The 24,457-nt window shown below is 72.9% G+C and carries 27 protein-coding genes, 2 tRNA genes and 1 riboswitch; of the genes, 10 read left to right on the top strand and 19 right to left on the bottom strand.

Features of this window, described 5'->3' with window-relative positions:
* Nucleotides 1–16 precede the first annotated feature (16 nt).
* The gene (locus RYN42_RS03885; protein ID WP_315093881.1) at nt 17–622 is read left to right on the top strand and encodes a CGNR zinc finger domain-containing protein; all 606 of its coding nucleotides are present in this window, start codon (nt 17–19) and stop codon (nt 620–622) included.
* Here the strand turns inward: RYN42_RS03885 and RYN42_RS03880 are convergent.
* From RYN42_RS03880 to RYN42_RS03855, 6 genes are all read right to left on the bottom strand, one after another.
* Nucleotides 585–1,340 carry a methyltransferase domain-containing protein gene (locus RYN42_RS03880; RefSeq protein ID WP_315093879.1) on the bottom strand — a complete coding sequence of 252 codons (756 nt, stop codon included), beginning with the start codon at nt 1,338–1,340 and terminating at the stop codon, nt 585–587. The two genes, RYN42_RS03885 and RYN42_RS03880, sit on opposite strands and share 38 nt — an antisense overlap.
* A 17-nt stretch (nt 1,341–1,357) precedes the next feature.
* Complete coding sequence (locus RYN42_RS03875; protein ID WP_315093877.1) at nt 1,358–2,194, bottom strand: phosphotransferase; 837 nt, start codon at nt 2,192–2,194, stop codon at nt 1,358–1,360.
* Between the two features lie 64 nt (nt 2,195–2,258).
* Nucleotides 2,259–4,940 carry a hypothetical protein gene (locus RYN42_RS03870; protein ID WP_315093875.1) on the bottom strand — a complete coding sequence of 894 codons (2,682 nt, stop codon included), beginning with the start codon at nt 4,938–4,940 and terminating at the stop codon, nt 2,259–2,261.
* 148 nt (nt 4,941–5,088) lie between these two features.
* Nucleotides 5,089–5,787, bottom strand: coding sequence for a methionine ABC transporter permease (locus RYN42_RS03865; protein ID WP_315093873.1), 699 nt, complete (start codon nt 5,785–5,787; stop codon nt 5,089–5,091).
* Nucleotides 5,784–6,803 carry an ATP-binding cassette domain-containing protein gene (locus tag RYN42_RS03860; RefSeq protein WP_315093871.1) on the bottom strand — a complete coding sequence of 340 codons (1,020 nt, stop codon included), beginning with the start codon at nt 6,801–6,803 and terminating at the stop codon, nt 5,784–5,786. The genes RYN42_RS03865 and RYN42_RS03860 overlap by 4 nt, the downstream gene beginning before the upstream one ends.
* Before the next feature lie 57 nt (nt 6,804–6,860).
* Nucleotides 6,861–7,817, bottom strand: a complete 957-nt coding sequence (locus tag RYN42_RS03855; protein WP_315093869.1) for a MetQ/NlpA family ABC transporter substrate-binding protein — start codon at nt 7,815–7,817, stop codon at nt 6,861–6,863.
* A 575-nt stretch (nt 7,818–8,392) separates the two neighbouring features.
* On the opposite strand from RYN42_RS03855, the gene RYN42_RS03850 reads away from it, so the two are divergent.
* On the top strand, nt 8,393–9,379 hold the full coding sequence (locus tag RYN42_RS03850) for an ANTAR domain-containing protein (RefSeq protein WP_315093867.1): 987 nt from the start codon (nt 8,393–8,395) through the stop codon (nt 9,377–9,379).
* Nucleotides 9,380–9,395: 16 nt separating this feature from the next.
* Here the strand turns inward: RYN42_RS03850 and RYN42_RS03845 are convergent, their stop codons facing one another.
* Together RYN42_RS03845 and RYN42_RS03840 are read right to left on the bottom strand one after the other, a co-directional pair.
* Complete coding sequence (locus RYN42_RS03845; protein WP_315093865.1) at nt 9,396–10,121, bottom strand: GAF and ANTAR domain-containing protein; 726 nt, start codon at nt 10,119–10,121, stop codon at nt 9,396–9,398.
* The gene (locus RYN42_RS03840) at nt 10,118–10,867 is read right to left on the bottom strand and encodes a GAF and ANTAR domain-containing protein (RefSeq protein ID WP_315093863.1); all 750 of its coding nucleotides are present in this window, start codon (nt 10,865–10,867) and stop codon (nt 10,118–10,120) included. Before RYN42_RS03840 ends, RYN42_RS03845 begins: the two co-directional genes overlap by 4 nt.
* A 244-nt stretch (nt 10,868–11,111) precedes the next feature.
* Here RYN42_RS03840 and RYN42_RS03835 point away from each other — a divergent pair, with 244 nt between their 5' ends.
* Nucleotides 11,112–11,636, top strand: coding sequence for a DUF2243 domain-containing protein (locus tag RYN42_RS03835; protein ID WP_315093861.1), 525 nt, complete (start codon nt 11,112–11,114; stop codon nt 11,634–11,636).
* Here RYN42_RS03835 and RYN42_RS03830 read toward each other — a convergent pair.
* The 5 genes from RYN42_RS03830 to RYN42_RS03810 form a co-directional block, all read right to left on the bottom strand.
* Nucleotides 11,617–12,399, bottom strand: coding sequence for an SDR family NAD(P)-dependent oxidoreductase (locus RYN42_RS03830; RefSeq protein WP_315093860.1), 783 nt, complete (start codon nt 12,397–12,399; stop codon nt 11,617–11,619). The genes RYN42_RS03835 and RYN42_RS03830 overlap by 20 nt on opposite strands.
* Before the next feature lie 95 nt (nt 12,400–12,494).
* Nucleotides 12,495–13,283: an alpha/beta fold hydrolase gene (locus RYN42_RS03825; RefSeq protein WP_315093859.1), complete on the bottom strand. Its 789-nt coding sequence runs from the start codon at nt 13,281–13,283 to the stop codon at nt 12,495–12,497.
* Nucleotides 13,284–13,481: 198 nt separating this feature from the next.
* Nucleotides 13,482–14,459 carry a glycosyltransferase gene (locus RYN42_RS03820; RefSeq protein ID WP_315093858.1) on the bottom strand — a complete coding sequence of 326 codons (978 nt, stop codon included), beginning with the start codon at nt 14,457–14,459 and terminating at the stop codon, nt 13,482–13,484.
* Nucleotides 14,456–14,845, bottom strand: coding sequence for a hypothetical protein (locus tag RYN42_RS03815; RefSeq protein WP_315093856.1), 390 nt, complete (start codon nt 14,843–14,845; stop codon nt 14,456–14,458). Before RYN42_RS03815 ends, RYN42_RS03820 begins: the two co-directional genes overlap by 4 nt.
* 99 nt (nt 14,846–14,944) lie before the next feature.
* Entirely contained in the window at nt 14,945–15,127 is a 183-nt protein-coding gene (locus RYN42_RS03810) for a DUF1918 domain-containing protein (RefSeq protein ID WP_315093854.1), read from the bottom strand.
* Nucleotides 15,128–15,268: 141 nt separating this feature from the next.
* On the opposite strand from RYN42_RS03810, the gene RYN42_RS03805 reads away from it, so the two are divergent.
* The gene (locus RYN42_RS03805) at nt 15,269–16,942 is read left to right on the top strand and encodes a cation:proton antiporter family protein (RefSeq protein WP_315093853.1); all 1,674 of its coding nucleotides are present in this window, start codon (nt 15,269–15,271) and stop codon (nt 16,940–16,942) included.
* 60 nt (nt 16,943–17,002) lie between these two features.
* On the opposite strand, the gene RYN42_RS03800 is transcribed toward RYN42_RS03805, so the two are convergent.
* Complete coding sequence (locus tag RYN42_RS03800) at nt 17,003–17,839, bottom strand: universal stress protein (RefSeq protein ID WP_315093851.1); 837 nt, start codon at nt 17,837–17,839, stop codon at nt 17,003–17,005.
* A 208-nt stretch (nt 17,840–18,047) separates the two neighbouring features.
* On the opposite strand from RYN42_RS03800, the gene RYN42_RS03795 reads away from it, so the two are divergent.
* Nucleotides 18,048–18,245, top strand: a complete 198-nt coding sequence (locus RYN42_RS03795; RefSeq protein WP_315093850.1) for a hypothetical protein — start codon at nt 18,048–18,050, stop codon at nt 18,243–18,245.
* Nucleotides 18,246–18,291: 46 nt separating this feature from the next.
* On the opposite strand, the gene RYN42_RS03790 is transcribed toward RYN42_RS03795, so the two are convergent.
* The gene (locus RYN42_RS03790; protein ID WP_315093849.1) at nt 18,292–18,729 is read right to left on the bottom strand and encodes a MarR family transcriptional regulator; all 438 of its coding nucleotides are present in this window, start codon (nt 18,727–18,729) and stop codon (nt 18,292–18,294) included.
* Between the two features lie 70 nt (nt 18,730–18,799).
* On the opposite strand from RYN42_RS03790, the gene RYN42_RS03785 reads away from it, so the two are divergent.
* On the top strand, nt 18,800–19,441 hold the full coding sequence (locus tag RYN42_RS03785; RefSeq protein WP_315093847.1) for a maleylpyruvate isomerase family mycothiol-dependent enzyme: 642 nt from the start codon (nt 18,800–18,802) through the stop codon (nt 19,439–19,441).
* On the top strand, nt 19,438–19,812 hold the full coding sequence (locus RYN42_RS03780) for a DUF1304 family protein (protein ID WP_315093846.1): 375 nt from the start codon (nt 19,438–19,440) through the stop codon (nt 19,810–19,812). Before RYN42_RS03785 ends, RYN42_RS03780 begins: the two co-directional genes overlap by 4 nt.
* A gap of 151 nt (nt 19,813–19,963) precedes the next feature.
* Here the strand turns inward: RYN42_RS03780 and deoC are convergent, their stop codons facing one another.
* From deoC to RYN42_RS03765, 3 genes are all read right to left on the bottom strand, one after another.
* Nucleotides 19,964–20,659 (bottom strand): deoxyribose-phosphate aldolase, encoded by a 696-nt coding sequence (deoC, locus tag RYN42_RS03775; protein ID WP_315093844.1) that lies wholly within the window; start codon nt 20,657–20,659, stop codon nt 19,964–19,966.
* 427 nt (nt 20,660–21,086) lie between these two features.
* Nucleotides 21,087–21,162, bottom strand: a tRNA-Asn gene (locus RYN42_RS03770).
* Between the two features lie 48 nt (nt 21,163–21,210).
* Nucleotides 21,211–21,723 carry a hypothetical protein gene (locus tag RYN42_RS03765; RefSeq protein ID WP_315093842.1) on the bottom strand — a complete coding sequence of 171 codons (513 nt, stop codon included), beginning with the start codon at nt 21,721–21,723 and terminating at the stop codon, nt 21,211–21,213.
* A gap of 63 nt (nt 21,724–21,786) precedes the next feature.
* On the opposite strand from RYN42_RS03765, the gene RYN42_RS03760 reads away from it, so the two are divergent.
* The 3 genes from RYN42_RS03760 (at nt 21,787) to RYN42_RS03750 (ending at nt 23,129) form a co-directional block, all read left to right on the top strand.
* A tRNA-Ile gene (locus tag RYN42_RS03760) sits at nt 21,787–21,860 on the top strand.
* An 86-nt stretch (nt 21,861–21,946) separates the two neighbouring features.
* Nucleotides 21,947–22,744, top strand: coding sequence for a DUF1206 domain-containing protein (locus RYN42_RS03755; RefSeq protein WP_315093841.1), 798 nt, complete (start codon nt 21,947–21,949; stop codon nt 22,742–22,744).
* Between the two features lie 75 nt (nt 22,745–22,819).
* A riboswitch (cyclic di-GMP riboswitch) is annotated at nt 22,820–22,894 on the top strand.
* A gap of 16 nt (nt 22,895–22,910) precedes the next feature.
* Complete coding sequence (locus tag RYN42_RS03750) at nt 22,911–23,129, top strand: BldC family transcriptional regulator (protein WP_315093839.1); 219 nt, start codon at nt 22,911–22,913, stop codon at nt 23,127–23,129.
* A gap of 57 nt (nt 23,130–23,186) precedes the next feature.
* On the opposite strand, the gene RYN42_RS03745 is transcribed toward RYN42_RS03750, so the two are convergent.
* Nucleotides 23,187–24,440, bottom strand: a complete 1,254-nt coding sequence (locus RYN42_RS03745; RefSeq protein WP_315093837.1) for an arginine deiminase — start codon at nt 24,438–24,440, stop codon at nt 23,187–23,189.
* Between the last annotated feature and the right edge of the window lie 17 nt (nt 24,441–24,457).

Here is a 24,457-nt window from a genome sequence, read left to right as displayed (position 1 = left end):
GCCGACAGGAGTCAAAGTGGTATTTGCACCTGACACGGAGATGAACCTGGCCGCAGCCGTCGAGCTGGTCAACACCGCCAGGCGCCGCGACGGGCACGACGCCATGGCGACCACCGAGGACGTGACGGAGTTCTACACGCGATGGAGCTACACGGCCCGGCACGACGGCGACGCCGCGGAGCTGGCCGGCGTCCGCGATGCGCGTGACCAGATCGCCGCGCTCTGGGACGTCGACCGCGACACTGCGGCGCCCGTGCTGAACGACCTCCTCGCCCGCGGCGGCGCCGTCCCGTTCCTGACTCGCCACGGGGACGTCGACTGGCACCTGCACGGCACCGCGCCGGACGCTTCGCTGGCGACGGTGTTGCTGGTCGAGACCGCGATGGCGATGGCCGACGTGGTGCGCACCGGCGAGTACGACCGGCTCCAGCGCTGCGCGGCGGACGACTGCGACGCGGTCCTGGTGGACCTGTCCCGCAACCGCTCACGTCGGTTCTGCGACGTCAACGGCTGCGCGAACCGCGCGCACGTGGCGGCGTACCGGGCTCGCCGGGCGGGTCACGTGCGGCACGGCGACGTCGTGACTACGCCCGACCTCGAGCGCACCACGCCGCCGCGGTGACCTCGAACGGCCCGTCGGGAACCAGCTCGGCGCTGTGCGCCCGCAGCGCCTCACGCTCGCCATCGGCCAGGCCGCGGACGTAGGAGCCGGCCGGTCCGATGCCGAGGGTGAAGGGCTCCCACCAGTCGTCGAAGGACGCGTACCGGACCCGCACCGTCTCGCTCCAGGACCGGACGTCGCGCAGCCCGGCTGCTGCGAACAGCTCCGCGAGGTGCCCCTCGCGCGTGCCCGGCATCTGCGACTCCGTCGGAGCGGACGGGTCGAGGTCTCGTGCGGCTCGCCGGAACAGTCGCAACGGGTCACCCGTCCCGGCGTGGTCCCACACGTTGGCGGCGACCGTGCCACCTGGTCGGGTCACCCGGGCCATCTCCGCGAGCCCGGCCACGGGCTCGGGCATGAAGTGCACGACGAGCTGGGCGGCCACGAGGTGGAACGTGTCGTCCGGGAACGGCAGGCTCTCCGCCACCGCGGCCTCGATCCGCAGACCGGGGAACCGGGTACGAGCAGCCGTCACGAACGACTCGGAGGGGTCCACGGCAGTGACGGCGTCCACGCCCAGGCGCTCGACGAGCTGCGCGGTCAGGGCGCCCGGGCCGCAGCCGACGTCGAGCGCGAGACCGTCCCGGACGTCGAGGGCCCCTGCGAACTGCTGCGCGAGCGGCTCGGAGAACCGGCCCATGAACCGGCCGTACGCCTCCGGTGCGACCTCGAATGTCACCGTCGGACTGTAGCGCGCTACTCCAGGGCAGCGACCAGCCGGGCGGTGTCGCGCCGGTGCCGGTCGGTCGGCACGTCGTACTCGAGGCACCACAGCAGCTGGTGGACCAGCGCGCGCCCGGCCCATCCCGGTGCCGGCGGGACGCTCGCCCGGTAGACCGACCAGAACGCGGCGTCGGTCATGTCGTCCCAGAACGCCATCCGTGCCAGGTCCGACTCCGCAGGACCGGCCCACACCTTGTCCCAGTCGAGCACCGCGGCCAGGCGCCAGCCGTCGGGTCCCGCACGGAAGAGCAGGTTGGCGTGGTGGAGGTCGTCGTGGGTGAGCGTCGGCGCCACGGGCTCGTCGAACAGGGCCGCGTGCCGGTGCAGGACGCGCTCGGCCACGTCCGCCTTCGGTCCGGCGGGGATCCGCAGGGCGATCCTCTCTCGCAGCGCCCCGACGACGCCGTCCGGCGCTGGAGGTACGTCCAGGGCGCCGAACGTCGGCAGCTGCACCGACTGGAGCGCCAGGAGCGCCGAGGCGATCTGCGCCGACGCGTCCGCCTGCTCCGCCGGGCCGAGCAGCGGCCGTACCGCCCGCCACTCGAGGCCCTCCACCTCCTCCTGCAGGAGGTACTGCAGGTCGCCGACGTACCCGGACGCCACGACCTCCGCCACCGGGACGCCCGCACGACGGGCCAGCTCCTGGGCCGTCGCCGTGCGCGCGTAGTCGAGGCCGGGGCGGGCGGCGGCGGCAGCCAGCTTGAGCACGTAGCGCGACGCGCCGGACTCGATGCGCAGCGTCGCGTGCGTGCCGTCGACCGCGAGGGGGTCGAGCGTCGCCGCGGTGCCGTCCGCGACCTGCAGGTGCATCACGTCTCGGGCGGCCGCGAGCCAGGCCTCCGTCACACCGGTGCGCCGGACCGGGCGTCGCGCGTCATGGTCTGACCCAGGAGATGCTCGGGTCCTCCCCGCTCCACCCCGCGAGGCCGACGAACAGCCGCCCGGCGTTCCAGTCGGCGCCCACCGGGACGTGCGCCTGCATCAGCTGCCGGTAGACGGCTCCCGGCCGGTTCACGTCGACCGCCGCCCCGAACCGCTTGCAGGTGTAGACCGTCGCGTCGGGTGCCACGGTCACGCAGAGCGGCACCCCCAGGTCGGTGCGCATGGTGACGATCTCGCCCGTCACCGGGTGGATGCGCAGCAGGAGGTCCGAGGGACTGAGCCACTCGTTCCCGTCGGTCGTCGTGACGTAGAGGTAGCCGCCGGGGCCCACCGCCAGGTCCTCGAGGCTGTTCCACGCGTGGTACGTGTAGCCCTGGGCGCACGGGATGTCCCCGGAGCCGTCGAAGACGTTCGGGCTGTAGCTCAGCTCCCTCGGGGGGATCGTCGCGACGAGCGAGGTGTCCCCGGCGGCGTCCATCCGGAGCACCGACTGCGCGCCGGAGTCGAGCACGTACACGCCGTCCGCCGTGGTGGCCGTCGCGGCCACGTGCGACGACGACTCCCTGGTGTACGGGCTGAGGACGCCGGGAGCCTGCGCGACGCACTCCGCCGGGATGCCCTGGAACCCGTAGGAGAAGCCCGCGGTCGGCTGCGTCGCCCGCAGGAAGTCGCTGAAGTCGCCGAGGGTGCGGACGACCTTGTCCGGTCCGCGCTGCTGCACGATCCCCGGACCGCCCAGGAAGGTGATGACGTCGGGGAACACGGACACGTGTGCCCCCCCAGCCCCCGGAGGCAGGATCGTCGCCGTGCTTCCGGTCGCGAAGTCGTACTTCGTCAGCGCCTCCGGGGACCCGCCGTAGAACACGTTCGAGCGCTCGTCGACCGCGAAGCTGGAGATCCCGGTGTACGTGGTCGTGAACAGCGGGGTGAAGGCGCGCGTCCCCGCCCCGGGGTCCCGGAACGTGCTCGGCCGCAGGGGCGCGTCCGGTGCCGCGAACTTCACGGTGGTGGAGGTCAGGGTGACGGCACCGCCGGCGTCGACGACCCCGCGCCAGCTGACGACCGGGCTCGACGCGGCGCCGTCCGCGTTGGTGTCGCCGCCGACCGAGTCGTCGCGGTAGGCCGTGAGCGTGACGGGCGACGACGCCGTGCCCGTCGCCCGCAACGTCCCGGCGACCGTCAACGCCGCGCCCTCCTCGGCCTTCAGCACGCCCCCGGCGGGCAGCGTCATCGTCACACCGCTCGGCACCCGCAGGCCGAAGCCGCCGACGACCCACGGGGGCTGCGCCCCCGACCCCGGCCACGAGAGGCTCTCCGCGAGCGCTCCGCTGACCTCGATCCCGCCGACGAGGTTCCCGGTCGTGGTGTTGCCGGCGAGCGCGGACGGCTGCAGGGCGGCGTCGTCGACCCGGATGGGCTGGTTGTCCGCGGTCGACCCGCTCACCGCGTTCCGCAGCACGGCGATCGGCTGCCGGGCGCTGTGCACGTTGGTGGACGTGACGACGATCGGGCCGCCGGTCACGGTGTTGTCGGTGATCGTGACAGCCGTCTGCGCGGAGTCCTCGCTCCACCCCCGGGCCGCCGTGATCGCTCCGGTGACCTTGGAGCTCTGCACCCGCACGGTGACGTCGTTCTCCGCGAGCACGCCTTGACCGTGGCGCAGCTCGGCTCGGGTCACCGACACCGACGGTCGGGCGTTCGTCGCGTCGGTGGCCCACAGTCCCCACGAGCCGGCGGACGGGCTGGTCGCGCCGCCGTCGCCGTTGGTGTCGGACGCGACCGTGTCGTCGGCCAGCGACGTCAGGACGGTCCGGCTGCCCACCGCTCCGTCGATCGACAGGCGGCCGCCACGGACCGTCAGACCGCTGTTCGCCGCGAGCTTCACCACGGTGCCGGCGCGGACGGTCAGGCTCCCGGTCGCCGAGATCAGGAGGGGAGCGTCGACGACGTAGACCGACGCGGTCGTCGGTGACCAGACCGTCGGCCCGCTCAGGGTCCCGCTGACGTGGACCACCGGAGGACCGCTGACCGCCGCGGTCGCCGCACTGGTGCTGGACAGGGGCGCGTAACCCGGCTTGGTGGCGCTGACGCGCACCTTCAGCGTCGTCCCGTACTCGGTCGCGCCGACCGTGAAGGTGGTCGCCGTGGCGCCGTCGATCGCGACCCCGTTGCCGAACCACTGGTAGGCCAGGGTCACGGGAGCGGGACCCCATGCGCCCGGCACCGCGGTCAGCATCGAGCCGGTGCGCGCGGTGCCCTGGATCGTCGGCTTCGTGCCCGTCAACGCGCCCAGCACGGCGGCCGTCGCCGCCGACGTCCTGCTCACCGTGGTGTAGCCGGTCTTCCGGCCCGTCACCCGCACCGTGACGGTCGTGCCCAGCTGCGCGACGGTCGGCTTCCACGTCGTCGCGGTGGCACCGGACACCGCCTGTCCGCCGGCGAGCCACTGGTAGGTGAGCGCCACGGGAGCCGGTCCCCAGGGCCCGGGGACGGCGGTGAGGGTCTGGCCGACCTGTGGGGTGCCCGTGATGGCGGGCACCGGCGCCGTCAGCGTCGCGGCAGTGACGCCGGAAGGCGCTCCGGCGCCGGCCGCGGCGGGCGCCAGCCCGACCAGGACGAGAGCCGCGACCGTCACGGCCACGGCTCGCAGGAACGAGCTCCGCTGTCGGTCCATGGGCCCCCCAGCCCGCCACACAGGGAGCCTGGCCGACTGGGTCACCGCACGAGGGCGGCGGGTGCTCCGGTGCTTCCCGAGTGTGCTGATGTCCGGTATAGCACGCGATGCCCGGATCTCCGAGGGGCGGACCGGGTGACGTGGACGGTCAGCGGCGCAGCACCCGGCGCGAGAGGCGGTTGCCGATCGCCTGGGCGGCCTGCACCAGCAGGATGATCACCAGCACGGTGATCCACACGACCGCGTAGTTCCAGCGCTTGTAGCCGTAGTCCAGCGCGAACGCACCGAGCCCGCCGCCGTCGAGGGTGCCGGCCAACGCGGACATGTCGACGATGGCGACGAACACGAACGTGAAGCCGAGGATCAGCGGCCCCAGCGCCTCGGGTACCAGCAGCGTGCCGACGATCCGCCAGCGGCTCGCGCCGGTGGCCCGCGCCGCCTCGATGATCCCCGGGTCGATGGCCACCAGGTTCTGCTCGACGATCCTCGACACCCCGAACGTCGCCGCGAACGACAGCGGCACGATCATGGCGGTGCTGCCCAGCCGGGTGCCGATCAGCCCCACCGTCACCGGCGCGATGACCATGAGCAGGATGAGGAACGGGATGGGCCGGAAGATGTTGACCAGCAGGTTGGCGACGCCGAACACCGCGCGGTTGGCCAGCAGGCCGCCGCGCCGGGTGGTGTAGAGGGCGAGACCGAGCGTGAGACCGAGCACCCCGCCGATGAGCAGGGTCGCGGACACCATGTAGAGAGTCTGGCCGAGCGCCTCGACCAGCTTGGGCCCGTGGAACGGCCAGTCGAAGTCGTTGGCGGCCGGCAGCAGCGCGGGCAGCGTGGCGGTCATCGTGTCTCCTCGATGGTCGTGACCTCGCGCAGCCGCCCGACGACCGTCTCGACCGCGTCGTCGGGCCCGTCCAGCGCCAGGGTCAGCGAGCCGAACGACTGGTCCTGCAGGGTGCCGATGCCGCCGTAGACGATCTCGAACGTGACGCCGAGCGAGCCCGCCGAGGCGAGCACGCTGCCCAGCAGGCTGCCGTCCGCGATCGTCGCGGTGACGATGCGACCCTCGTGGGTCTGCCGCAGGCGCTCGAGGTCGGCGCCGCGCGGCCGGTCGTGCACGACGGTGGACACGAACCGCTGCGTGACCTCCGCCTGCGGCTTGGTGAAGATGTCGAACACCGTGCCGTGCTCGGCCACGCGCCCGTTCTCCAGGACGGCCACGCGGTCGGCGATCGCGCGGACCACCTGCAGCTCGTGGGTGATCACGACGATCGTGACGCCCAGCTCGGTGTTCACCTTGCGCAGGAGGCGCAGCACGTCCTGCGTGGTCCGGGGGTCCAGCGCGCTGGTGGACTCGTCGGCCAGCAGGATCTTGGGCGACGCCGCGAGCGCGCGGGCGATGCCGACGCGCTGCTTCTGCCCACCGGACAGCTGGTCGGGGTAGGAGTGCGCCCGGTCGAGCAGGCCGACGAAGTCGAGCAGCTCCGCGATCCGACGGTCCCGGTCCGCCTTCGGCCAGCCGGCGACCTTGAGCGGGAACGCGACGTTGCCCGCGACGGTCCGCGAGGAGAACAGGTTGAACTGCTGGAAGATCATGCCGATGTCGCGGCGCTTGAGCTCCAGCTGCCGCTCGGTGAGCGTGGCGACGTCGGACCCGTCGACGATCAGCTGACCGGACGAGACCCGCTCGAGCCCGTTGATCAGGCGCACGAGCGTGCTCTTGCCGGCGCCGGAGTAGCCGATGACCCCGAAGATCTCACCGGCCTCGATGGCCAGGTCGACCCCGTCGACGGCGCGAATGGGGCCGGACGGCGACGCGAACACCTTGCTCACGTCGCGGAACTCGATGATGGGGGACACGCACTGCCTCTCCAGGACGGGGGCGCCCGGGCAGGGGATCCCTGCCCGGGCGCGCGGTCAGCCGGCGGTCGTCAGGTTCGCCTGGGTGTCCTGCAGGACCTGCTGCAGCTTCGCCGCGTCGTAGCCCTCGACGATGACGGCGGTGCCGCCCGAGGACTCCACGACCGACTCGGTCACCGACGGGTCGTGGTAGAGCTCCACGATGCGCTGGAACACCGGGTTGTCCACGTCGTCCGGTCGCGCCACGATCACGTTGATGTACGGCTGCGCGCCGGTCGACGTCGGGTCGTCGGCGTAGACGTAGCCGTCGAGGTCGAAGCCGGCGTCGGTGGCGAAGTTGTTGTTGACGACGACCCCGGCGATGTCCGGGTCACCGATCAGGCCGGCGGTCTGCGAGGCCTCGACGGACCGGACGACGACGGTCGACGCGGCGGTGTCGACGTCGTCGGGCGTCGGGACCTTGGGCTCGCCGGTGAACGCGATCAGCCCGGCGCTCTCCAGCACGAACAGTGCGCGCGCCTGGTTGGTGGCGTCGTTGGGGATGGCCACCTGCTCGCCCTTGGTGAACTCGCTGACCTCGTCGTGCTTGTCGGAGTACAGGGGCAGCGGCACGATCAGCGTCGAGCCGATGGGCTGCAGGTCGTCGCCGGTGTTGTTGTTGTGGTCAGCCAGGTACAGCAGGTGCTGGAACGCGTTGAGGTCGATCTCGCCCTCGGTCAGCGCCGGGTTCGGCTGGGTGTACTCGGAGAACCCGACGATCTCGAGCTCGATGTTCTCCTGTGCCGCCAGGTCCTTGAGGATCTCCCAGTGCGGCTGCGCCACGTCGGTGGTGCCCAGCCGGACCACGGTCGGCGCGGTCGAGCCGACCGTCGCCCCGGGCTCCTCGGAGGAGCCACGGGTGGTGAGGTAGACGATCACGCCGACCACCACGACGGCGACGACGACGATCGCGGCGATGAGGCCGGTGCGGCTGGTGCGGTTCTTCGGGGGCAGGACGGGGACGGACTCGGTCATCTCAGCTCCTGGGGAGGGCCGTCGCGGCGACGGTCGGTGGGACGTGCGGGACGCCGGGCGCAGGGAGGTCGCGCGGGCGGGGGAGCGGGTGCCCGGTGGGCACGGTCGGGCGCGGGGCCCGGTCAGCAGGTCAGTGCTGGCGGGAGGCCGGACAGGAGCGCATGCGGACAGCACACATGACTGCCGGCCCAGCGGGCTCGGCAGTCCGGGTGCGGGTCACGCGCGCGTCCATCGGTCGACCTCTCGTCGTGCGCCGGAAGGGAGCCGGCGCCATCCTGGCCACGGGCAGCCGGATGCAGGAGCGTCAGAGCGACGCTCCGGGTCAGTGAAACCGACCCGCCCACCGCTGTCAAACCCGTACCGGTCCGGGAGAGTTTACCGAGCGGACGCGGAGCACGGCGGTGCGGACATCCGCCCGATCCGTCCGAGTTGACCGCTCTGGTGGTGGTCCGGGCCTATGGTGGACGTATACACGCATGCACGAGACGGCCTCCTCGGGCCGTCCTGGCGGGTTGCCCTGGGTTCGCCGCGTCGCGACCGGCGTCCCGCCCACGTGCCGAGCGTCGGAGGCCCGGATGACCACGTCGACGAGCCTGACCGTGGGCACGTTCAACTTCTCCACGGGAGTGTCCCGCTGGACCTGGTCCGACGGGCTTTTCGCCCTGCACGGCATGGCTCCCGGGGAGGTGGTCCCCACCCGGGCGCTGTTCTTGAGCCACGTCCACCCGGAGGACCGCGTGCGGGTGGAGCAGGAGCTCGACCTCTGCGCGCTGGACGGGGTGCCCGTGGCGACGCAGTACCGGCTGGTGGACCTCGGCTGTGCGACGCGCACCGTGCTCGTCGCCGTCGCCCCTGGCCCCGAGGACGAGAGCTCCCGGGTGTGGGGAGTCGTCGTGGACGACACCGAGCGACACCGTCTCGCGGTCGCCGAGGGCGTCAACCACGAGCTCGCGCGCGCGCTCGAGTCGCACGCCGTCATCGACCAGGCCAAGGGCCTCCTGATGGCCGTCTACGGGGTCGACGGCGATGCGGCGTTCGACGTGATGCGGCGTGCCTCCCAGCGGCGCAACGTCCGGCTGCGCTCGGTGGCCGAGAAGCTGATGTCCGCGGTCCAGGCGGGTGGAGGTTTCGGTCCGCAGGTCCGCCGGAGCGTGGACGACACGTTCATGGCCGTCCTCGACGACACGGTGATCCCGCACCAGCACGGAGAGCGTCCCGGCCTCGACCTCTCGTTCGACCGAGGCGCACCCGAGCTGACGCTGCGGGTGGTCGGCACCGTCGACCTCCTGTCCATGGGCGAGCTGGTCGGCGCGCTGAACCGACTTCTCGTCGCCGGTCAGGACGGGGGGCGCGTCGTGGTCGACCTGTCCGGCGTCGACCGGAACGGGAGCGTCACCCGGTCCGTCGTGACGGGAGCCCGGCGGCACGGCGAGGCCCGGGGCATCTCGATGCGCATCGTCGTGGGCGCCCACGACGATGACGCCTGGACGGTGCCCGAGGAGGAGCGTCCGGAGGCGGACGGGCCGACGCGGGCGTCGGCCACCAGCGGTAGGGGCTGGTGACCGGCAGCTGTGGCGGTCACGCCTCGTTCGTGCCGGTGGTGCTGCGCCGCAGGTGAGCGTCGCGGACCACGGCGCGGGCGGTCTCGCTGAGTGTCGAGCCGTTCTCGAGCGCCCGGTGCACGAGGTCGTCGTAGGCCGTCCCCATGTCGACGCCCAGCGTCTCGGCCAGGACACCCTTGGCCTGCTCCACGACGATCCTGCCCCGCAGGGCAGCCCCGACGCGTTCGGACAGGTCGGCGTCACTGAGCACGAGCGGCTGCACGAGGCTGAGCGCGGCGACGTCGGCGAAGTTCTGCGCGAGGACCAGCGACGCAGGCGTCATCGGCTCCGGCCGGTTCGAGAACACGTTGAGACCACCCAGCGGCCGCCCGTGCCAGACCATCGGGAACGCGTGGACGGACAGGAACCCCGCGTCGACGATCGCGCGTCCCACGTCGGGCCAGCGGGCGGTGATGTCCGCCGCGCCGACGGCGCTGACGGCCTCACCGGTGCGCGCGGCCTCCGCGCACGGACCGGCGCCGACCTGTGCCTGGTAGAGCTCCAGCTCGGTCGCGCGGTGCGAGGTCGAGCTGAGCAGCTCCAGGCCGTGGTGGCTGTCCCGCACGAGCACGGCGGCGGCGTCGGCGGGCAGCAGCGCGGCGCAGTCGCGCACCAGGTCGGCGAACAGGTCGGCGTCGTCGTGGTCCCGCACCAGGGTACCGAGCAGGTGGGCCAGTGCCCGCTCGGGGGTGCGCTCGCTCATGGCTCCTCCTTCGTCGTGCAGTCGTCCGGCGTGTCGATGGAGCTCGTCCCGCTCGTCGAGTCGGTCCGGGTGAAGCCCAGGCGTCGCTCGATCACCTCGACGGCGATGAGGCTCATCGTGGTCGACCGCGCGAACGCGTGCGCCCGCAGGATCGCCAGCGCGTCCTCGGCGCCGATGCCGAGCTGGGCCACCACCATCCCGGTCGCCTGGTGGACCCGGGCCCGGTCCGACCACCCGGAGAACGGGGCGAGGCCGTGGGCGCTGGGGTCGTCCAGCAGAGCCGCTCCGACGGAGTCGGCGAGGAGCTGGGCGTCCTCCAGGCTGCAGGACAGCTGCCCGGTCCTCCGGTAGACGGTGATCACGCCGATGGTCGCGCCGCCCGGGTGCATCGGGATGGCCCAGACGGTCAGCGGGCCGGTCAGGTCCCCGGCCATCTCGGAGAACACGGGGAACGCGTCGTCGCTGAAGCCGTCGACCTGGGTGATCACCGTGCGCCCGTCGCGGTAGGCATCCTGGCCCGGGCCCTCGCCGAGCACGTCCTGCAGGTCCTCGATCTGCGCGGAGACGCCGTTGGAGGTGCTCAGGGTGAGGCGCTGGTTGGTCGTGGACGCCAGCGTGAGCGCACCCCCGTCGGCACCCAGGACCTCGACGCAGGCGCGGCACAGCCGGACCGGGAGCGGGTCGTCGGCGGGCGTCACAGCGATGACGCGTGCGAGCCGGGCGAGCACGGTGAGACCGTCGCCCATCAGCCCACCTCCCGTGGGTCCTCCAGGGTGCACGGCGGTGGCTGCGCCTGCAGGTGCGGTCCGACGTGTCGCGTCGACCGGCTCTCTCGATCGTAGGCGGCCCGGCGCGTCCCGCATCTCGCCGGCTGCTGCGCGGGTCGCGACGCCCCGCGCCGGGACCTAGCCTGGCGGAGCGCGGCCGGGAGGTCGGGGTTCAGGTGCGGAGCCCCGTCGAGCCTCGGTGCGACGTGCGAGGAGGACGTCGATGACGATCCAGCGTCGTGTCGGTCAGCAGGGATCGCCGCCCACGGTCCTGCCGGGCCTGCTCCTCGGGCTCGGTCTCGCAGGGTTCGTCGACGGCATCGTCATCCACCAGCTGCTGCAGTGGCACCACATGGTCAGCGACACCGTGGACCATCCCATGACCACGCTCGAGGGGCTGCGGACCAACACGTTCGCCGACGGACTGTTCCACAGCGCCACCTGGGTGTTCGTCGTAGTCGGCCTCGTGGCCACGATCGCGGCCTGGCGACAGGGTCGGCTCGCTCCGACGTGGCGGTTCCAGATCGGGCTCATGCTCGCCGGGTGGGGAGTCTTCAACCTCGTCGAGGGCGTCGTCGACCACCACGTGCTCGGTCTGCACCACGTGCGCGACGACCTCGGCGGACCGCTGTCGTGGGACCTCGGTTTCCTCGCGTTCGGCGCCCTCCTGCTCGCCGGCGGCTGGGCCCTGCACACGGCCGGACGCCGCGAGCTCCTCCGGGCCGCGCTCACTCGGTCGGCTTCGTGAACCCTGCGTGCATCGCCGCCTTGGCGCGGTCGGGGAGCACCGCGGCGGCGGCGGTCTGCGCGCGGACCTTCAGCGAGTGCACCTCGACCTTGTCCCGCCCCGCCATCAGGGCGTCGAACGCCTCGGCGGCCACCTTGGCCGGGTCGTCCTTGGGCCCACGGCCCACTCTCGTCTTCGTCATGTCCGCGCGCTCGAAGAACGCCGTGTCGGTCGGCCCGGGCAGGAGGGCCGTCACGCTGACGCCGGTGTCCTTGAGCTCGTGGCGCAGGGCCTCGCTGAAGGACAGGACGAACGACTTGGAGGCCGCATAGGTGGCGTAGTACGGGCCGGGCATCAGGCTCGCGGTCGACGCCGTGAAGAGCACCCGCCCTTCGCCGCGCGCGACCATGGCCGGCACGAGCGCCTTCGCCAGCCGGACCGGCGCGACCACGTCGAGCGCGATCACCTCCAGGTCCCCCTCGAGCGGGGTCTCGACGAACGGGCCGCCCTGGCCGACGCCGGCGTTGAGCGCGAGCGCGTCGACGGGCCGGCCTGTGGCGCGGACGGCGTCGACGAGCGTCTGGACGCCGTTGGCGGTGGTCAGGTCGGCCCGCACGGCCACTGCCGAGCGGCCGAGCTCCGCGGCGACCGTGCTGACGTTCTCGTCCTCGGCCGTGGCGAGGACGTCGAACCCGTGCTCGGCGAAGGTCACCGCGAGCGCGAGGCCGATCCCGCTGGAGGCTCCGGTGACGACGGCGAACGGGCGGGACGTGCTGGCGGGCATGGTGACCTCCGGTGGGGAGCTCCGGTGCGCCGCCTGCCTCGCGCACTGTCGACCGTAAGCCCCGCGACCGCGCCGCGCGCGCGGACCGTGGGAGGTCAGGGGGTCGTGGTGCTGGGTGGCTGCGCGAGCGTGGGCGCCCCGGCAGCCGCGAACCGCGTGATCGCCGCGGCGGTCTCCAGCGCCCGGCGCTGCTGCACGACGTGGCGCGCGCCTGCGACCTCGAGGAGGTGCCCGTCGACCGCAGCCCGAGCGAGCCGGGCAGCCCACCGGTGCCGCGCGACAGGGTCGTCGACCCCGCGCACGACGAGGACCGGACAGCGCACGCGGCCGACGGACTCGAGCGTGGGATACCGGAACATCGCCGGCAGCTCGGTCAGGTACCACCGGGGCCCGCACCGCAGGTAGTCGGCGAGGACGAGCGCGTTCGCCGACGGTGGCTCCCGGAGCATGTCGCGGAACAGGTCCCGCGCCTGGCGGGGGACCGTGGCCCGCTCCGGGTCGGTGACGGGCCCGAGCAGGACGAGGTGCGAGACGAGGGCCGGTCGCCGGAGCGCCAGCTCGACGACCACCTGGGCGCCCATCGAGTGACCCACGAGGGTGGCGGGTCCGATGGCCAGGGAGTCCAGGCGTCGGCCGAGGGCGTCGGCCAGGTCCCCGATGGACCGGGGCCCGCTGGGGCGCGGCAGGCCGCCGAAGCCGGGCAGGTCCACCGCGTGCGCGGTGCCGGTGCCGGCGAGCGCGTGCTGCAGGCGCCGCAGGTAGCGGTGCGAGGCCCCGATCCCGTGGACCAGCACGTACTCCGGCGCTCCGCCCTCGACTCCCGTGCACGTCTGCGTGTGCACCCGGACCAGGTCGCGGTCGACGACCGGAGCCGTCTCGTCCATCGGTCGCAGTCTCCAGTCGTGCGGGCACGCCGCGGCGGTCTCCTCCGGCTGCCCCGAGCATCGCAGGCGCGGCGCGTGCCCGCACCCAGGGGCCGCGCGAGCGGGCCGGGCCCGCTCACCCGCGGCGGTGCCAGCGCAGTGCACGCACGCTCTGCGAGCGCCACAGGGCGGCGACCGCGGCGAGGAGGCGCCGCGCCCTCACAGGCTGGCCCGCCGACGCAGCGCCCTGACGCTCGACGCGGCACGCACGATGCGCCGGTGGCGGTACGGGACCCCGCCCGTGAGCCGCAGGGCGATCGCCAGCCACGTGCACACGCCACGCTCGAGCATCCACACAGGAGCCCAGGCCACGGTGGAGGCCGGGAAGGCGGCGCGACCTCCGTGGCGACGGCGTCCGGCCCACGCCAGCAGGGTCACGCCCGCGGAGGCGCCGAGCACGGGCCCCGGGCGGCGGTGCGCGGTCGACCAGAGCAGCAGGGGCAGGACGGCGGCCTCCGTCAGCAGGCGCAGCGGCTGGGCGAAGCTGTCGTAGGCCTGACGCACGCGCTGGCCCCAGAACCGCGCGGTCGTCGGCGGCCGACGGCGCACGCAGACGTGGTCCGCCAGGACCTCGGTGCCACCGCCGGCCCGGACCGTCCTGAGCAGCTCGAGGTTCTCGAACAGCACGTCACCGTCGTACCCGCCCGCGCGCAGGAGCGTCGACCGGCGCACGACGAGCGTCCCGGGGTAGTCCGCGGACACACCGCGGTTGACCAGGCTGCGGGCCGTGTCCCAGCGGGCGTGCCACGGCAGCGGGTCGAACACGTTCTGCACCCGGACGACGTCCCCGCACTCGAGCAGCGCGACCGCCGACCGTAGCTGGTCGACCTCCCAGCGGACGTCATCGTCCGCGACGACCACCGCGTCGGCGTCGGCCAGCAGCACGCCGGTCATGACGCCGGCCACCTTGCGGTTGCGACCGGGCCACCTCCCCGGTCGGACATGACGCACCGACGACTGCCAACGGCGCGCGTGAGCGGCGAACAGCGGCTCGGGCGACCCGTCGACGACCGTCACCGGCAGCTGCGAGGCGAGCATCTCGAGGTAGGCGGTCAGGTCCTCGAGCTCGTCGTCGTCCACCCAGCGCAGGGGCAGGACGTACTCGGCCCGGACCGTCGGGTCAGCGCGCGAGGTCACGCGGTCCGCCCCAGGTCGGCGCGGCCCTCGCTCTCGACCCGGGTGGCCTGCATCCACTCGCGCAGGTCGCGTCCGACGAGCCGCCGCGAGGACCGACGCTGGCCGAGCCGTGCGGTCGTCGCGCGCAGGTCGACGGTCGCCAGCACCAGCAGACGGGTCCCTGAGCGGTGCGGGACCAGGTACACCGTGACGCGGTAGGTGACGTCACCCCAGCGGGCCGACCCGCGCAGGCCGACGCCGGGGGACAGGGACCTCACCACCAGGTCGGCGTGCTCCAGCCGGCAGGTCCGGGTGTCCGGGTCGAAGCGGGCGGCGCGCAGCAGCGCGTCCCACACGGCGGCTGGGCGGTCGGGGCAGTCGGTACGGCTGACGACGTCGGTGATCACGGGGGGCATCCGCTCGGACGAGACGTGCGGGCCCGTCTTCTCCAGCCTCCAGGCCAGGATCACACGGAGCCGCCCGTCGTGCACGGGCGCCGCCGGGCCTCAGGACGCGGCCGGCACCACCGTCAGGTCAGGTCCCGGGAACACGAGCGTCTCGTGCCCGTCGTCGAACCGTACGACGTACGGACCGTCGGTCCCGCGGGCCTCGACCACGGTCCCGTGCCGGTCGGGCGTCCCGACCGTCCGGCCGTGGATGACGACCTTGTCTCCCACCTCAGCGTGCATCGTCGATCACCTCGGCACCCAGGCTAGGACGGGTTCGGCGGGAGTGCACGACCCTGACCGACCGCGGTCGGCACGAGGGCTGCTCCGCCGACCAGGCAAGATGGGTACCTCACGGCTCGACGCCGACGCGAGAGGCACGCCATGGCAGCAGCAGCCCTCTACCTCGGCGCCGCGCTGCTCGGCGGACTCGTCGCGGTGCTGCTGCGCCTGCCCCCGCTCGTCGGCTTTCTCGCCGCAGGATTCGCGCTCGGGGCCGGTGGCGCGCCGGCGCTCCCGTACCTCGAGCCCGTCGCGGACCTCGGCGTCGTCCTCCTGCTGTTCGCCATCGGTCTCAAGCTGGACGTCCGCACCCTGCTGCGTCGGGAGATCTGGCTGACCAGCGTCGTGCACATGGCGGTGAGCATCGCGATGGCGCTCGGTTTCCTCGGCCTGCTCGCGGTGATCGGCTTCGGCTACGTCGCCGACGAGTCGTTCGGCGCCCTGGCCCTGGTGGGGTTCGCGCTGTCGTTCTCCTCGACCGTGTTCGTCGTCAAGGTCCTCGACGACCGGTCCGACACCACGTCCCTGTACGGACGCATCGCCGTGGGTGTGCTGGTCATGCAGGACGTGGCCGCCGTCGTCTTCCTGTCGATGTCCAGCGGCGAACCCCCGAGCCCGTGGGCCCTGCTGCTCTTCGGGCTCATCCCGGGTGCCTGGTTCCTGCACCGCGTCTGGGACCGCGTCGGCCACGGTGAGCTGCAGGCGCTGTTCGGGGTGAGCGTCGCCGTGGTCCTGGGTTTCGGGCTGTTCGAGCTCGTCGGCATCGACGGCGACGTCGGGGCCCTCGTCGTCGGGGTGCTGCTGTCCTCGCACCCGCAGGCGGGGGAGCTGTCGCGGTCCCTCATGACGTTCAAGGACCTCATGCTGGTGGCGTTCTTCGTGCAGATCGGTCTGCACGGCACGCCGCACCTGCTCGAGATCGGCCTGGCGCTGCTGCTCCTGCTGCTCCTGCCGTTCCAGGTCGCGGCGTACGCGCTCGTCCTGTGGCTCATGCGGCTGCGCCGGCGCACCTCGTTCCTGGCCGGGCTGGTCCTGTCCAACTTCTCGGAGTTCGGGATCATCGTCGTGGCCGTCGGGGCGAGCATCGGGCTGCTCGACGACCAGTGGGTGGTGGTCGTCTCGCTCGCCGTCGCGTTCAGCTTCGGGCTGTCGGCCATCGTCAACCGTCGCGGCGTCGAGCTGGCCTCACGGCTGTCCCGCCTGCTTCCCTCGCGCGACAGCGACCGGCTGCACCCGGACGACCGTTTGGTCGACATCGGCGAGGCGGACGCCGTGGTCCTCGGTCTCGGCCGTGTCGGCGCGGCGACGTACGCGCGGCTGCGAGACGAGTACGGGCTGGCCGTCGTCGGCGTGGAGCACGACCGCACCCGCGTCGCCGCCCTCGAGGACGAGGGCTTCGAGGTGGTCCGCGCAGACGCGACCGACCTGGAGTTCTGGGCCCGGGTGCAGCGCGCCGGGCGGGTGGAGGTGGCGGTCCTGGCGATGCCCTTCCACAACGCCAACCTCATCGCCCTGACCCGGCTCCAGGCGGCGGGCTTCACGGGCAAGGTCGCGGCCGTCGCGCGGTACGACGACGACGTGGCCGAGCTGCAGCGGCACGGCGCGGACGCCGTGTTCCACCTGTACGGCTCGGCTGGCTTCGCCCTCGCCGACCACGCGGCGGAGGTCCTGATGCGGGGGCGCGGTCCGGCACCGTCCGAGCTCCATCCGCCCGCCCGCCCGGGGGACGACGCGGACGTCCTCGACCCTCTGGACCGGCGCGCGGAGCCCGCATAGGCGTCACCGGCCGATTGCACGCAGGGCACAAGGTCGCCGGGCCGTCCGGCGGGCCGCTGGTCAGACGGCGGGTGGCTCCGCCGGGTGCACGACGACGACCGGGCAGGTGGCGTGGTGCACGACCGCCTGGCTGACGGACCCGAGCAGCAGGCCACGGAAGCCTCCGCGTCCTCGGGAGCCGACCACCAGCAGCTGGGCGTCGTCCGACGCGGCGAGCACGACCTCGGCCGGTCCGCCCAGGCCGACCGACGGGAGCACCTCGACGTCGGCGTACTGCTCCATGTGCCCGGCCAGGCTCTCGGCCAGCAGCGCCTTCTCCGTGGCGAGCTGCTGCTCGATCTCCGACCCCGTCCAGACCGGTGCCGACCCCAGCCGGACGGGCAGCTGCCACGCGTGCACCGCCCGGAGCGGAGCCCGGCGCTGGGCTGCCTGGTCGAACGCGAGATCGACCGCGCGCAGGCTCGTCATCGAGCCGTCCACGCCGACCACGACGGGTCGCGCCTCCGGCACCACGGACGGTCCGGGCCGGTGCCGGACGACGACGACCGGGCACCGGGAGTGTGCCGCGACCGCCGTGCTCACCGACCCGAGCAGCAGCCCGGCGAAGCCACCGAGGCCGCGCGCACCGACCACCAGCAGGTGCGCTCCGGTGCTCTGGTCGACGAGCGCGCCGGCGATGCTGGCGCCCAGGTCCAGGGCGGAGGTGACCTCGACGCCCGGAGCCACGGTCCGTGCGCGCTCGACGCCGTCGGACAGCGACTGCGCGCCGCCCTGCCCGAGGCCGACATGCACCAGCCGCAGCGGGCGGTGCGTTCGACCGGCCTCCTGGGCCGCCCAGCGCAGCGCCTCCTGCGCCTCGGGCGACCCGTCGTATCCGACGACGACCGGACTGCTCACGATGCACCTCCGACGAGCCCGCGACGCTCCTGGCTCCACCCTGCGCCGATCGCGCTCGCACGCCAGGGCCGGAGGTCCCGGGTGCGCACCGCGACACGCCGAGGACACGCCGATGGTGGATGAGCTCGGTCCCCCGGGAGCGTGAACGACGGGGTGAAGAGGACCCTCTATCGTCCCATGACTGTCCTGCGTCAGCCATGCTCGGCGCGTGGGCGACGACGAGACGGTGTGGCGGGTCGAGGTGACCGACGACGACATCCGCGCGGCCAAGCGCGCCTGGCTCCACGCCTCCGACCACGGCACCGACAACGACGAGATCGCCCGGCGCTACGCCACGTACCGCCAGCTGGTGGTGGGCCAGGCCCAGCAGATCGCCGACGACTTCCGCGCACGCCGAGCGAGCTGACGCGCCCCGCGCACGTCTGGACCGAGCGCCCGTCGAGCTCGGCACATCAGGCGTAGGGGTCGGTGATCTCCCGCAACCGCACCAGGGTGTCGCGCAACATCGCCATGCGGCGGCTGCCCAGGTGCTGCTCCCACTCGGCCTCCACGTCCGCGACGACCCGGCCTGCAGCCGTCTGCGCCTGCGCGCCGCGGGCGGTGATGTGGACCCGCCGCGCACGCCCGTCGTCGGGATCGGGCATCCGACGCACGTACCCCGCGCGCTCGAGCTGGTCCACGAGGAATCCGGCCGTCTGCTTGGTCACCTGGGCCTGCTCGGCGAGCTCGCCGAGCCGCGTACCGTCCGGCCCGATCCGCTGGAACACGCGCGCCTGGGCGAGGGTGAGGTCCTCGAAGCCGGCCGCCGTCAGCGCGGCGATCACGCGAGCCTCCATGGCGCGGTATGGCAGGAAGAGCAGCACACCGACATTGGGTGCGGGCGACGGCATCCAGGCTCCTTGACGATGGTCAGATACGCTGACTATATTCGACAGAGTATCGTACTAACGGGGGTGCGGGGTGGACCGCGACGAGGTATGGCGGACGATCGATGCGGAGCGCGCGGCCCTGGCGTCGCTGCTGATGTCGCTCGACGAGGACGAGTGGGCGAGCCCGTCGCTCTGCGCCGGTTGGACGGTCCGGGACGTCGCCGCCCACGTCATCTCCTCACCTCGGGCGACCCCCACGGACGTCGTGCGCGCGATGCTGCGAGCGGGCGGTGACTTCGACCGGGCCATCTACATCGAGGCGCGACGCCGGGCCGCGCGCCCGACCGAGCAGATCATCGAGGACTACCACCTCATGGCGGGCAGCCGCCGACACCCGCTGGGCACCACCTACGTCGACCCCTTGGTGGACGTGCTCGTCCACACCCAGGACATCGCGGTCCCGCTCGGGCGTGTGCACGCCATGCCCGTCGACGCGGCTGCGGCCGCGGCCGCGCTCGTGTGGCGTCGGACGTTCCCGTTCCGCGCCCGCCGGCGGCTGCGCGGGTACCGGCTCGTCGCCACCGACACCGCCTGGTCCGCCGGTGAGGGCCTGGCGGTCGAGGGGCCCATCCAAGCCATCCTGCTGCTGCTCACCGGCCGCACCACCGCCGTCAGGCGGGCCCCGGGGACGGCGGCCCTCCAGCTCGTCGCACCGAGAGGAGCACATCCATGAACGCGTTCGCGCAGGTGCTCGCCGTGCTCGTGTCGGTGATCCTCGTCGTCATGTGGGTCCTCGAGGTCTTCTTCCACGATCGCAAGGCGCTGTACCCGATCTTCCTGATCGAGCCGGCCGACGTGCCGGCGGTCCGCATGTGGGCCATCAACGTGGGCTTCTACAACCTCTGCTTCGGCCTGACAGGCCTGCTTGGAGTCCTCCTGCTCCACGTCGGAGACCCCGACGTGGGCAGGGCACTCGTGCTCGTCGTGTGCGTGAGCCACGTGCTCCTCGGCGCCGTGCTGTACGTGTCGGAGCGCCGGCTCTGGCTCAGTGCGCTCGGCGAGAGCATCCCGGCCCTGGCCGTGATCATCGCCACCCTCGCATGACTTGTCCCGGCCGTCGGACCGGCCGGAGGCGGCGAGCACCTCGAGCACCGGAGGGCCGTGAACGCCTCCGTCCGCTCGTGACCCGCCACGCGTGGACCGCGCCGGCGATATCCGAGGCGCACGGGCAGATCGTCGCGCTCCGGTGCGCTGGTCAGTAGCCGGCGCCGCCGTCCAGGCCGGCGAGCACGCGTCCGGTCGCGGACAAGCCCAGGCGGGTTGCGCCCGCGTCGATGAGGGCGGCGGCGTCGGCGGCCGTGCGGATGCCACCGGAGGCCTTGACGCCCACCGTGGGACCCACGGTCGCGCGCATCAGCTCGACGGCGTGCACCGTGGCGCCACCGGCCGGGTGGAACCCCGTGGACGTCTTGACGAAGTCGGCGCCCGCAGCCACAGCTGCACGGCAGACGCCGACGATCTGCTCGTCGTCGAGTGCCGCGGACTCGATGATGACCTTCAGCACCCCGGGAGCCGGCACTGCGGCCCTGACGGCGGCGATGTCAGCCTCGACCGCGGTGAAGTCGCCGGCGATGGCCGCGCCGATGTCGATCACCATGTCCACCTCGTCGGCCCCCTGCTGCATCGACAGTGCCGCCTCGGCCGCCTTCACGGTGCTGTGGTGCTTGCCGGAAGGGAATCCGCACACCACGGCGACCCGCAGGTTCGGCGCTTCGGTGAGGTCCAGCGGCAGGAACGACGGCGAGACGCACACCGAGTAGACGCCCAGAAGCGCCCCTTCCACCACCAGGGCGGCGACGTCCGCGACCGTGGCCCCGGGCGCGAGCAGGGTGTGGTCGACGCACCGGGCGAGCGTGGCGGGGTCGAGAGAGGCGACGGCGGTGGTGGTCACGGGGTTCTCCTGTCGGATCACGTGGTCGACGAGGCGTGTGCGTCGTCGTGCAGCAGGGCGGGCGCTACAGGGGCTCGCGCTCGGCGAGGGGTCAGTACGGCTGCAGGGCGCCCGACGCAGCGCTGGTGCGTCGGGTCCGGGCGACCGGCCCGGGGACGTCGCTCGTGCGAGTCGCCGTGCGGGCCGGGTACCGAGCGCTCGGACCCCACACTGGAGCAGCAGATGGCGTCCTCGGTGGGCCTTTTGGCCCCCAGCCGCACGAACCCCGCATCGCAGGTGGTGACCGAAGACACCCGAGCCGGTCTCCGACGCCGGCCTGTCCCTGCCGGGAAAGCACCCGCGGAACCGATCGCCCGTGTGTCCGGGAGCGCATCGGGCACGACAGCACGAAGGCCGCCTCGAGAGGCGGCCTGACCTGCGGTCCTGCTGGCTCCCTCGACTGGACTCGAACCAGTAACCGTCCGATTAACAGTCGGATGCTCTGCCAATTGAGCTACGAGGGATCGTGCGGGAAGAAACTCTAGCAGCCGTTCGAGGGTGCCCCGGACGGCTCAGCGGGGCAGCCCGGCGGCGTCGCGGACCTCGTTCTCGGCGGCGTCCACGGCAGCGGCGACAGCGGGGTCGGCCAGGTCGACGGAGGTGTCCCCGAGCACCTGCGTGAACATCGTGCCGGTGTCGCCGCGCCGCAGCACCACCCGGGCGCGCTGGCCACCTGGCAGCTTGATGGCCGCCGCGTGGACGACCGACCGCTGGACGCGCTCCCGGAAGGTCTGCGCGAACGCGAGCGACCCGGGCGCCTCGGCGAACGTCAGCCGCTCGGACTCGCCCCACACCCAGCGCAGCGTCATGGTGCGGGTCGCCGGGTCGAGGGAGCCGTGGTCGACGTCGGACCAGGGGTGCCGGACCACCGGGCCATCGGTGCCGACCAGGTGCAGGGCGCTGCGGGATGCCACCGCCCAGCGGCCGTCGGACAGCGGGGTGCTCACCAGCACGGTGTCGCCGGACGGCAGGTCCAGGCGTGCGCGGTCGGCGGCGGGGAGCCGGCGTCGGGAGAACAGGGACACCACCTCACGGTACCCGCGTCGCCCGGGCGGTGGGTGCCGCGTCGGTAGGGTGTGCCGTGTCTCGGGGCAGTAGCTCAGCCGGTCAGAGCAGCGGACTCATAATCCGTGGGTCGTGGGTTCAAGCCCCACCTGCCCCACCCATCCCGGTCTCTCCGGTCGCCGGACGGCGCCCCTCCTGCCACGATCAGCGCGACGGGGGGTCGTCCGAGGAGGAGAGTCAGTCGTGACCACGAGCACGGTGAGCGCGGAACGGTCCTGGGAGCTGGCGGCACGGGCGGGCTACGCCGTCAGTGGCGTCCTGCACATCCTCATCGGGGTGCTCGCGCTGCGCCTCGCGCTCGGCAGCGGTTCCCAGCAGGCGGACCAGTCCGGGGCGTTGGCCACGATCTCGACGACCCCCTTCGGCAGCGTCGTGCTCTGGTTCTCGGTCGTCGCCTTCGCGGCGCTCGGTGCGTGGCAGGTGGCCCGCGCGATCCACGGCGGGTCGCGGGCGCCCGGAGCGCCGGGCGGTGCGGGTGACCGGGCGAAGTCGGCCGGACGCGCGGTCGTCTACCTGGCGCTGGCGCTGGCCGCCCTCGGCTTCGCGCGCGGGGGAGGATCCTCGAGCTCTGCGCAGACGTCGGACCTGACGGCCAGGCTCATGGCGGCGCCCGGGGGCCGGGTGCTGGTCGGGGCGGCAGGGCTCGCGATCGTCGCCGTCGGCGCCTACCACGTGGTCAAGGGGTGGAAGAAGAAGTTCCTGGAGGACCTGCACCGGCTGCCCTCCGGCCAGGCGGGACCTGTCGTCCGGCGCCTCGGCGTGGTCGGTTACGTGGCCAAGGGTGTGGCGCTGGCGATCGTGGGTGTGCTCTTCGTCACGGCGGCGCTCCAGGCCGACCCGTCCAAGGCCACCGGCCTCGACGGTGCGCTCCACACCCTGCGTGACCAGCCCGCGGGCGTCGCGATGCTGGTCGTGGTGGCTCTCGGGTTCATGGCGTTCGGTGTCTACTCGTTCGTCCGTGCCCGGTTCGGACGCATTTAAATCACCCGTTTGCGCGCGAAACGTGCGGGGGTGGTTCTTGCACAAGCGTCCAGATTCGGGCATAGTTCCGTTTGTCAGCGACAACGGCAAACCCGCTGCAAGGCGGGGACGCAAAGCCACGGGGCCTACATGGCCAGCCGAGCTACCGAACGACAGGAGAACCATCATGGCTGTCACCACTTCCGACGCTCCCCTCTCGCAGGGCGCTCTGCTCACGCCGGGCGAGGTCGCCGTGCTCTTCCGCGTGGACCCCAAGACGGTCACGCGCTGGGCCCAGGCCGGCAAGCTCTCGGCCGTCCGTACCCTCGGCGGCCACCGCCGCTTCCACGAGGCCGAGGTGCGCTCGCTCCTCACCGGTGTCCCCACGCAGCGCGCTGCTGAGTGAGCTCACCGCTCCGCTAGTCTCGAGACGAGCCCTTCCCGACCCCGGGAGGGGCTCTTCTCATGTCTCCGGCAGCGGGTCCCGGGAGATCGGGCACGTCATGCAGTGACCGCCGCCCCGACCGCGACCCAGCTCGGCGCCGCGGATCTCGACCACCTCGATCCCGGCCGCCCGCAGCAGGGCGTTGGTGGTCGTGTTCCGGTCGTACGTGAACACAACGCCCGGCTCCACGGCGACGGCGTTGTTCCCGCTGTCCCACTGCTGGCGCTCGGACGCGTACACGTCACCGCCGGTCTCGATCGCCCGCAGGCCGGGGAGCCCGAGGGCGCCCGCGACGACGTCGACGAACGGGGTGCCGCCCTCGTCGGTGATGTGGGCGCCCCCGCCGTCCCCAGGGCGCAGGGTGAACGGGTGGATCGCGTCGACGATCTTGGGGTAGAGCGTCACCACGTCGCGGTCGGCGAAGGTGAACACGGTGTCGAGGTGCATCGCCGAGCGCAGCCGGGGGAGACCCGCCACCACCACGCGTTCCGCGGCCCCCTGCGCGAACAGGGCGGCGGCCAGCTGCGTGATGCCCTGGCGGGACGTGCGTTCGCTCATCCCCACGAGCACGGTGCCGTTGCCGACGGGCATGACGTCCCCGCCCTCTATGGTCGATCGGCCCCAGTGCCGCTCGGGGTCGCCCCACCACACGGTCGAGCCGACGAAGTCGGGGTGGAAGAGGTAGACGGCCTTCATCAGCAGCGTCTCGTCGCGGCGGGCCGAGAAGTAGAGCGGGTTCAGCGTGACCCCGCCGTACAGCCAGCACGTGGTGTCGCGCGTGTAGAGGGTGTTGGGCAGCGGCGGCATCACGTACTCGCGGGAGTCGGGGGAGTACTCGGCGAGGGCGAAGTGGCCGTCGTCGAACCCGCCCGTGATGTCGACGGTCGCCAGGCCACCGATGAGGAACTCGGCCAACCGCCGGGGCTCGAGCCTGTCGAGGAACTCGCGCGCGTCGTCGACGAGCTCCAGGCCGACGTCGTCGGCGACGATCTTGCGGTCCAGCAGCCAGTCGCGTGCTCCCGGCACCGCCATCGTCTGCGCCAGGACGTCGTGCAGCTCGAGCACCTCCACGCCACGCGACCGCAGCTCCGCGACGAACGCGCGGTGGTCGCTGATCGCGTTCTCGACCCACAGCACGTCGTCGAACAGCAGGTCCCCGGCGTTGGTGGGGGTCAGCCGCCGGTGCGCCAGGCCGGGCTCGCAGACGAGCACCTTGCGCAGCCGCCCCACCTCGGAGTGCACGCCGTTCGGTGGTGGTTCCTCGGTCGGCATCGCAGTCCCTCCGCGTC

Origin of the sequence: uncultured Cellulomonas sp., from assembly GCF_963527515.1 — a bacterium.
Classification (GTDB): domain Bacteria; phylum Actinomycetota; class Actinomycetes; order Actinomycetales; family Cellulomonadaceae; genus Cellulomonas.
This window is presented reverse-complemented; position numbering and strand designations above follow the sequence as displayed.

Bases quoted from the DNA above. Each gene is read 5' to 3' on its own strand.
- RYN42_RS03875 (WP_315093877.1), bottom strand. From the start codon at position 2,194: ATGCACCTGCAGGTCGCGGACGGCACCGCGGCGACGCTCGACCCCCTC.
- RYN42_RS03870 (WP_315093875.1), bottom strand. From the start codon at position 4,940: ATGGACCGACAGCGGAGCTCGTTCCTGCGAGCCGTGGCCGTGACGGTC.
- RYN42_RS03865 (WP_315093873.1), bottom strand. From the start codon at position 5,787: ATGACCGCCACGCTGCCCGCGCTGCTGCCGGCCGCCAACGACTTCGAC.
- RYN42_RS03855 (WP_315093869.1), bottom strand. From the start codon at position 7,817: ATGACCGAGTCCGTCCCCGTCCTGCCCCCGAAGAACCGCACCAGCCGC.
- RYN42_RS03850 (WP_315093867.1), top strand. From the start codon at position 8,393: ATGACCACGTCGACGAGCCTGACCGTGGGCACGTTCAACTTCTCCACG.
- RYN42_RS03845 (WP_315093865.1), bottom strand. From the start codon at position 10,121: ATGAGCGAGCGCACCCCCGAGCGGGCACTGGCCCACCTGCTCGGTACC.
- RYN42_RS03840 (WP_315093863.1), bottom strand. From the start codon at position 10,867: ATGGGCGACGGTCTCACCGTGCTCGCCCGGCTCGCACGCGTCATCGCT.
- RYN42_RS03835 (WP_315093861.1), top strand. From the start codon at position 11,112: ATGACGATCCAGCGTCGTGTCGGTCAGCAGGGATCGCCGCCCACGGTC.
- RYN42_RS03830 (WP_315093860.1), bottom strand. From the start codon at position 12,399: ATGCCCGCCAGCACGTCCCGCCCGTTCGCCGTCGTCACCGGAGCCTCC.
- RYN42_RS03825 (WP_315093859.1), bottom strand. From the start codon at position 13,283: ATGGACGAGACGGCTCCGGTCGTCGACCGCGACCTGGTCCGGGTGCAC.
- RYN42_RS03810 (WP_315093854.1), bottom strand. From the start codon at position 15,127: ATGCACGCTGAGGTGGGAGACAAGGTCGTCATCCACGGCCGGACGGTC.
- RYN42_RS03805 (WP_315093853.1), top strand. From the start codon at position 15,269: ATGGCAGCAGCAGCCCTCTACCTCGGCGCCGCGCTGCTCGGCGGACTC.
- RYN42_RS03790 (WP_315093849.1), bottom strand. From the start codon at position 18,729: ATGCCGTCGCCCGCACCCAATGTCGGTGTGCTGCTCTTCCTGCCATAC.
- RYN42_RS03780 (WP_315093846.1), top strand. From the start codon at position 19,438: ATGAACGCGTTCGCGCAGGTGCTCGCCGTGCTCGTGTCGGTGATCCTC.
- RYN42_RS03750 (WP_315093839.1), top strand. From the start codon at position 22,911: ATGGCTGTCACCACTTCCGACGCTCCCCTCTCGCAGGGCGCTCTGCTC.
- RYN42_RS03745 (WP_315093837.1), bottom strand. From the start codon at position 24,440: ATGCCGACCGAGGAACCACCACCGAACGGCGTGCACTCCGAGGTGGGG.